General features: G+C 49.2%; 9 protein-coding genes. 4 read left to right on the top strand and 5 right to left on the bottom strand.

Annotated features, from left to right (window positions below; all coding sequences use genetic code 11):
• Positions 1-42: 42 nt before the first annotated feature.
• A complete protein-coding gene (locus tag GF404_00260; GenBank protein MBD3380603.1) occupies positions 43-645 on the bottom strand; it encodes a sigma-70 family RNA polymerase sigma factor in 603 nt (200 codons plus the stop codon).
• A gap of 106 nt (positions 646-751) precedes the next feature.
• Positions 752-2,113, bottom strand: coding sequence for a DUF401 family protein (locus GF404_00255; GenBank protein ID MBD3380602.1), 1,362 nt, complete (start codon positions 2,111-2,113; stop codon positions 752-754).
• Between GF404_00255 and GF404_00250 the strand changes: the two genes are divergently transcribed.
• The 4 genes from GF404_00250 (at position 2,076) to GF404_00235 (ending at position 5,485) form a co-directional block, all read left to right on the top strand.
• Positions 2,076-2,588 carry a nitroreductase gene (locus tag GF404_00250; protein MBD3380601.1) on the top strand — a complete coding sequence of 171 codons (513 nt, stop codon included), beginning with the start codon at positions 2,076-2,078 and terminating at the stop codon, positions 2,586-2,588. The genes GF404_00255 and GF404_00250 overlap by 38 nt on opposite strands.
• A gap of 242 nt (positions 2,589-2,830) precedes the next feature.
• The gene (locus GF404_00245; protein MBD3380600.1) at positions 2,831-3,625 is read left to right on the top strand and encodes a hypothetical protein; all 795 of its coding nucleotides are present in this window, start codon (positions 2,831-2,833) and stop codon (positions 3,623-3,625) included.
• The gene (locus GF404_00240; protein ID MBD3380599.1) at positions 3,609-4,181 is read left to right on the top strand and encodes a hypothetical protein; all 573 of its coding nucleotides are present in this window, start codon (positions 3,609-3,611) and stop codon (positions 4,179-4,181) included. Before GF404_00245 ends, GF404_00240 begins: the two co-directional genes overlap by 17 nt.
• Positions 4,182-4,192: 11 nt before the next feature.
• Entirely contained in the window at positions 4,193-5,485 is a 1,293-nt protein-coding gene (locus GF404_00235; GenBank protein ID MBD3380598.1) for a hypothetical protein, read from the top strand.
• Between the two features lie 60 nt (positions 5,486-5,545).
• Here the strand turns inward: GF404_00235 and GF404_00230 are convergent, their stop codons facing one another.
• The 3 genes from GF404_00230 to GF404_00220 all read right to left on the bottom strand — a co-directional run bounded on the left by GF404_00230 (position 5,546) and on the right by GF404_00220 (position 7,916).
• Entirely contained in the window at positions 5,546-6,280 is a 735-nt protein-coding gene (locus GF404_00230) for a hypothetical protein (protein MBD3380597.1), read from the bottom strand.
• On the bottom strand, positions 6,277-7,029 hold the full coding sequence (locus tag GF404_00225) for a DUF2064 domain-containing protein (protein MBD3380596.1): 753 nt from the start codon (positions 7,027-7,029) through the stop codon (positions 6,277-6,279). The genes GF404_00230 and GF404_00225 overlap by 4 nt, the downstream gene beginning before the upstream one ends.
• An 89-nt stretch (positions 7,030-7,118) precedes the next feature.
• Positions 7,119-7,916 carry a cytochrome c biogenesis protein CcdA gene (locus GF404_00220; protein MBD3380595.1) on the bottom strand — a complete coding sequence of 266 codons (798 nt, stop codon included), beginning with the start codon at positions 7,914-7,916 and terminating at the stop codon, positions 7,119-7,121.
• Between the last annotated feature and the right edge of the window lie 39 nt (positions 7,917-7,955).

Raw genomic sequence — 7,955 nt, 5'->3', positions numbered from 1 at the left:
TGCGTTAACAATTCTTTTCGGGCACTGTGCGAAAGCTCATCATCATATGATGTTAAGATTAAAGAGCGAGCTTTTCGACAGTTCATAGTAATCCTCCATCTTGGGCTTAACCTGATCCCGCAGGAGATTTCTGGCGCGGTTAACCCGCGACTTGACAGTCCCCAGCGGAACCGAAAGGATCTGGGCTATCTCCTCGTACGAAAGCTGATCTATATCACGTAAAACAAATGCTTCTTTATATTTAGGCGGAAGTTTCTGGACCGCCTTTTTCAACGCCGCCATCAGCTTGGCCGGATCACCGGTGGACTGATTTTCAGGCGTCGATAGTTTATCCTTGTAATCTTCAATATCGAAGAATTTTACACGCTTTTTACGCCTGAGTTCATTGCGAGCCAGATTTAATGCGATAGTATAAACCCAGGTCGAAACCGCAAAGCGGAAATCGAAGGTGTGGCAATGCTGATACACCCTCAGAAAAGTTTCCTGCACGATCTCCTCGGCCTCCTCGGCAGAATCCAGCATACGGTTGATGACAGTGAACAGGCGGTTTTTATAGCGGTCGACGAAGGTATTAAAAGCGACCATATCCTGCTTCTGCATACGCTTCATCAATTCGACATCTGTTAATTTATTACGTTCTAACATATAAGTCTCCCAACTATCTAATTCTGTATACACATACCACTCTTTTTAGTTCCACAAATATAACCTGTGCAAATTTGGGGCCAAACCCGTAAATAATGGAGAATAACTAACGGGCGTAGCCCAGGGCAAGTGCGACCACAATGCTGAGAACGACAAATATGGCAGGTGGAAGAATCAGGGGATAGACTTTTTTGAAATCAGTCTCGAAATAGTCACGTGTCAGGACCAGGCATAGATGCAGAGGCGATATCATAACCCCCACCAGCCCGCTTCCATAGGCTATAATCATCATGAAGTAATCCGGCTCGGGAGTCAGCAGAAACGCCAAAAAGATCGGGTATATGATTCCGACATAACCGGTTACGATCCCGGTCAGGATTCCGATCAGGAAACTTGCCAGTCCCAGAACCAGCCAGTTCGGCACTCCCCAGGTGGCGATCTGTTCTGCCAGAAGACGGGCCGCCCCACTGTCTGTGATGATCTGCTGAAAAATCATCACCCCTGCAATCAGGGAAATGATCGAAAACGAGAAACCGTCTGTAAGAGAAAGCTTTACCTGTTTTAAGTTCGGCCTGAACAGGGCCACAAAAACAACTATCGTTATCATCAGGCTGTACAACAGTTCCAACCCGAAAACGAATGTCAGAAGCACTACCAGGACTATCGGCCAGACCCCAATGATGATATCCCGCACACTGGCCATACGGCTTTGCGAGATCGGGTAACGGCCGATATCTTTCATTGGAAAAACCAGAAATATCAGCCCTCCGAGCAAAAAAGCCACAGAAAACGGCCACTGCCAGAGGCTGATGGTAGCGACCTCGATTTTCATAATCGCGGCCGACAGGATAATCCCGGGGTAGATCGGCCAGCAGAATTCGAGGATATGCCGAAACCAGAAATTGATCGCCGCCAGGCGGGCATTGGAAATCCGCCTGTCCTCGGATGCCTCCTTGACCAGAGGAGCCGACAACAGAGCCCCTCCCGGCATCGGCATTAACCCGATTATAGCCGGTAACAGCACCAGCGAAGTTTTGACCGATCCGGAGATATTTTCGATTCCACGTACCAGCCGTCGGGTCATCCGCAAATGCTTCATCAATGCGCCCAAAGTGCTGACAAAACTCACGATCAGGACGATCCGGATAGTCTTCCAGGAAGTCGCTCCATGAAAAAGAGACACGCCCAGGTCGATGATTTTCTGGCCGAACAGCAGGCTGAGTGTGATACCACCGGTGAAGATGGCCACACCGATCGGCACGCGCAGGCGCATCAAAACCAGGATAATCACAAAAACAGCAGTTAACTTGATGATTTCCATAAGCTGACAGTATAAGCCATAAAACGTCATTCTTCCAGCAAATTCCCCATAAAATTGGTTGACATCGCAAGGCCGAATGATAGCTTGTAAAAAACTGAAAGGGAGTTCGATGGACTTTTTTGAATTGATAGAAAAACGCCGTTCCATAAGGGCTTACGAGAAAAGGCCGGTCGAAGATGAGAAATTGACCCGGGTTCTCAAAGCCGGTCGTGTCGCGCCATCCGCGAATAACAAACAGGACTGGAAATTCGTTGTCGTGCGCGATAAATCCAAGATCGAAAAACTGACCCATGCCTTCCGTCAGCAGAAATTCGTCAGTGAAGCCCCGGTGCTGATAATCTGTTGCGGGACAAACCCTGAGTATGTCATGACCTGCGGTCAGAACGCTTATTCGATCGATGTGTCGATAGCCATGACACACATGATGCTGGCCGCGGCCGAGCTTGAGCTGGGCACTTGCTGGCTGGGCGCGTTCTACGAGGACAAAATCAAGAAAGCCCTGAAAATCCCCGAGGAAGTCCGGGTAGTCGGAATCCTGACTCTTGGATATACGCGTTATCAACCCTCCCCTACCAATCGAAAACCGCTGTCGGAAATAGTTGATTTCGAACGCTGGGGTTGAATTATTGTGCATCACGCAATGCCTGTTGCCCAATTAATGTGCAGGCCCTGGAAACATATCACCACAATCAGATAGTCGTTTTTCCAAACTGAACTGTTTGTTAACAGTTTTCTGCTATTTTTGAATGTGCCTTCCGATTGGCAGTGTTTTTGCCCGTATATACTGAAGAGGATATTTTAGTTGACCGACCTGTCGTGGAAAATATGTTTGTTTCAAAACATATTGACAGGTCAGGAGGCAGGATGCCAAAAAGTATTCTAATTATAGCAATAGGAATAATCGTGATATCAGCAGGCAGTCTTTTAAGCCAGGACATTATCCCCCGCGAACCGGTGCCCCTGGACCGTGCACCGCACAGGCTGGTCGATTTTCCGACCGCCGGCAACCTCAAGCGGGCTTCTTTCGAAATCGAGCTGGATGCTTTCTCGGCCGGGGGACTTCTGGGCGCGATCAACATCGGCCTGCACAACCGTTTCATGATCGGTGTTTCCTACGGTGGTGTCAAGATACTGGGATCGGATGAACCGGACTGGAATGAGCGTCCACAGTACCTGGTGAAGCTGCTTTTAATCGATGAGAATCTCGGTTTTCCGGCGGTATCACTCGGCTATGAATCCCAGGGAACCGGGGCATACGATGCCGGCCTGGACCGTTACCATTTCAAGGCTCCCGGGTTTTATCTGGTGGTGTCCAAGGCTTACCGTTTCATGGATTGGCTGTCCGGTATCCATGGCGGAATCAACTACAATCCGATGGAAGGCGATAAAGACAATGACAAGGACATTTCCTTCTACGGGGGATTCGATATCTCTTTTAACCGCAACCTGACATTCCTGGGTGAATACCAGTCCGCCTTCAACGATAACCGCAGTGGTATCCCCTATGGACGCGGGCGGGGTTACCTGAATTTCGCCTTTAAGTGGAATTTCTCTGAACGGCTCGAATTGACTGCCAAATTTAAAGATATATTGAAGAATTCGCGGGGCGCGGATTCGATTACTCGTGAATTGAGACTTACTTATGTTGAAAGATTTTAAAAAGCGTCCATTGACCTCACGATTGATGCTTTGTACTGGTTTACTGGTAATACTCGGTATCATCAGCCAGGGATGTTACACTATGATCAAGCATCCCAAAGTCGAGGAAGCAGAACTTCATGCAGAAGAAGCCGGCACACGCTGCCTGGAATGTCATACCAACCTGGCTGAATACCCGTTTGGTTATGATCCGGTCGGTTTTCCGCATTACTGGGATTACTGGGAAAACTACGAGCTGTACTACACATATCCATGGTGGTGGGAAGACTATTTCTGGGATACCGGCTCAGGCAGTTCAGGAGCGGTCTACCGCGATCCGGTCGAACCTCCCGAGAGACGTCGCGGAATCAAAGTACCCTACCCTGATTACGATCCTCCGCCGGCGGGCATTACTCCCCCGGGGTCGGGTTCAGGAGGATCAGGTGGCCAGGCCAGTGGTACCAAAGAGGGTAAATACCGCGGAGAAAATAAGTCGGATGATCAAAATTCTGGCGATAAAAAGGGCTCCGGCTCCGGAAAAAAGGAAAAACCGGAACGCCGTAGAACACCCAAATAAAGAGAGGTGTAATGAATAATAGATTTATAACAGTTAGTATCGGCCTGCTGTTTGTAATACTCTGCCCGCTCTCACCGGCGCAGGAAGTATCCACCATCCCGGAGATGACGGCCGGTAATTTCTTTGGTGTCGGCGCGCGCGCTATGGGTATGGGCGGTGCGCATATAGCTTCGGTCCTGGATGGCAGCGCGCTGTATTACAACCCGGCGGCACTGGCCAAAATACGCAGGATCGAAATGCAGGCCGGGATCTCGCACCAGAGCCTTGATAATTCGACCGACGGTATCAGCGGTTTCTACTCCGAAGGTTATGGCGATATCAGCCAGAGTAATACTCGTCTGAACTGCCTCAATCTATCGATTCCATATCCAACCTATCGCGGAAGCCTGGTGTTTGCGTTCGGACTCAACCGGGTCAAAAGCTTTGATCAGGCTTTCAGGCATGTTATCCCGGACGAGGCAGATACAGATAAGACTGTTTATGCCGAGGAGTCGGAAAGCGGTTCCCTGTATGCCCTGAGCGCAGGAGCCGGTATCGATATTTCGCCCAAAGTCTCGGTGGGAGCAAGTTTGAATTACTATTTCGGTAAAGACGACTATTACTGGGACTATCGCGAAGAAAACATCGATACTTATATTCACTTCCGCGACAATATCGAAGACAGCTACCAGGGGATATCTGCCAAAATGGGATTTTTGGTGACGCCCGGCAACAGGGTTAAATTCGGTCTCACGGTCGAATCTCCGGTCTACTATAATATTGACGAGGAATTCGTCCAACGCACACAGAGCCGAGGTACAAATGATGATATTCAGGCTGGTCGCTATGAATACGACCTGCGGACGCCGTTTAAGCTGGGAGCAGGTATCGCTGTCAACCTGAATTACCTCCAGCTTTCTGCTGACATCAACTATGCTGACTGGTCGCAGATGGAATACCAGGACGATCCCCTGCTCGAGTCAGAAAACCTCTACATCGACAATTTTTATCGTGACGCGCTCGGTTTCTCGATCGGGGCCGAGTACCTGATCCCGCGCGTCGGCTTAAAGCTCAGGGCTGGCTTTATGTCCGACCCGTTGCCCTGGGATTACGGCATCGATATCAGCACAAATCGGCTTGCCGGCAGAAAGGTGATCGATGACCGGCGGTTTTTCACTTTTGGAGCGGGGTACCTTATCGACCGCATCATGACGCTCGATATCGCTGTCGTGTTCGGTGGTTATAAATTCGAGGATGTGAGCACGAATATTGTCGAGGATTATGATTTAACGCGGATGTATATAACGACCGGATTCAGATTGTAAGATATGATAAAAAGAAAAGCCCCGCTGACCCGCGGAGCTTTTTTATTGAGCAAATTCAGCTTACAAATTGGCATCCCAGCCGTCGATAATATACTTTAAAGTGTCCGAGACTTTTTCCTTTACCTTGACCGAATAGGCTTTGCCATTTTCGTAATCGAAGTCAGGTCGACCTTCGCCTTTGTCGTTATACAGGCCGATCGTCCCCGGATAGGGATAGACATCGGCGGCAAAGACATGCTCGTAAACCAGCTTATCGTTATAATATGATTTATCGGCAAGTTCCGGATCGACTGACATGACATAGCCGGTTTCATCGATTCCTCCATGGCCACCCTCCTGGCCATAGAACTCGCGTGTCACCTCGGCGCATAAAAGCCACCAGTGAATCACCGCCACCTGCAGGTCGAGCTCGCGGAATGCGATCGAAGCGCAGTCCTTGAGGACCTTGTTGTTGCCACCATGACCGTTCATGACGATAATCCGCCTGAACTTGTGGCGCTTGAAGGATTTCAGAATATCGAGCACATACGGTTTGAGCACCTCGGGCTCCACAGTAAGCGAACCGGGATATGCCAGAAGCGAGCGGGTGATTCCGTACCATACCGGCGGAGCCAGCACGTAATTAAATCTCTCGCAGACATGCTCGGAGATATCGTACGGAATGTAGACATCAGTTCCGAGGCAGGCAGCGCCATGGGCTTCCATGGTGCCGATTGGAAAAACAATAGTGTCGATTTTGTCCGGCACGATCTGTTTGACCTGTTGCCAGAGCATTCTTTCAAGTTTGTGTATCATGATATCTTCTTTAGTATTTCATCGAGTACTTCTTCGGTTGAGCTGGCTGATTTTTCATCACCGACCTGCCTGAAAAAATTAATATCGCGCACCAGGAATTCAAAGTCTTCCGGCTGGCGCAAATCGTACCACAAATCGAGTTCGTTCCATTTGAGCGATTCGTCTTCGGCTACTGAAACCATCTGGCTGTAAAGGGCGGTGTTGAGGTCATCCCAGTCGATCTTCGCATAAAGATCACGCTCATGGCTGGAGAGCCCGATCAGGTAGTAGCTCCCTTCCAAAGTCGGTCCGAAAACCACATCATATTTATTAAGCTGTCGAACAGCGTTCTGGAGTACACTCCTGGAAAGGGTCGGTGTAACACAGCCGATTAAAAGAACCGGTGAATAATCGCACCTAAATGCCCGGCCAAAAGCGTTGCGAAGCCTCTCCCCCTGACTTTCTCCTTTGCTGGATACAGCCACGAAATCATCGCTGTCGATAAACTTGCGTTTCTTGGGGGTCAATTTATGCTTGAGGTTTTCAATCGCTTCCTCGACAATCTCACGGGCCACTTCAGAGGGATAATTTACCATAACAGCCACATTATTCATGCTGAGACAGGTATACATGGTATCTTCCAGAAATGCGCGGTAGAGGTTATTTTTCTCCACACGGGTCAGATCGTCGGTCAGGCGATTATGGATCATATCCCGGTTGGTATCTTCCAGAAATATTATCAATGCGGCCTGCTTTTTCTGTGCGGACATAAAATCCTTCTGTTTCAGCTTCCTTTGGCAGTCAATATATGCAACCCGTCTTATTAATCAAGACCTGTACGTTAAAAAATCGGATTAAATTAACTCACCAGGGAACTGGACAGCCTTTCGAGCACACCGAAGAACATTAACACAGCCACTGCAATCAAAAGCACTCCGCTGACGATCTCGATAATCCGGAAATTGCGCTTGACCCAGCCGAAAACACCCAGCAGGGAATTCATGGCGATACCTGTGACGATGAATGGAATGGCCATACCGAGTGAATAAAAAACCAGCAGGATGATACCCTGGCCGACATGGCTTTTCTGGCTGGCAATCCCCAGAACAGTCGCCAGGATTGGTCCGACACAGGGTGTCCAGCCGAACGCGAATGCCAGCCCGATCAGGTAGATGCTGATCAGATTGAGCGGTTTGGCCTGCACATGCATCTTCTTTTCGAAGGCCAGAAACTTGAGACGATACACGCCTAAAAAGTGAAGACCGAATATTAGAATTATAACTGAGAATACTTTCGAAATTATATCGCGGTATTGCCCCATGGCAGATCCGACGGCGGTCGCAGTTGCCCCCAGGAGAATAAACACGGTCGAGAAACCGAGTACAAACACCAGGCTGGTGTAGAACGTCCTTTTGACAACTTCACTGCGGTTGACATCGGACTGCAACCTGTCAATCGAAACACCGGATATAAACGACAGGTAGCCCGGGATCAAAGGCAGAACACAGGGAGAAAAAAACGACAGCAAACCAGCCACAAAAGCGGCCCACAGGGTGACATCCGGACCGCTGGTCGGCGCCAATGGACCGAGATCGAATCCACCACCCGTGGTAGCAACAATCCTGATTAAAGCGTCAGTAATCTGAGAAAAAGCCATAGATGCTCCTTATGATGTAATTCAGAATGAAGTAATGTG

This window comes from Candidatus Zixiibacteriota bacterium (assembly GCA_014728145.1).
Lineage (GTDB): Bacteria > Zixibacteria > MSB-5A5 > JAABVY01 > JAABVY01 > WJMC01.
This window is presented reverse-complemented; position numbering and strand designations above follow the sequence as displayed.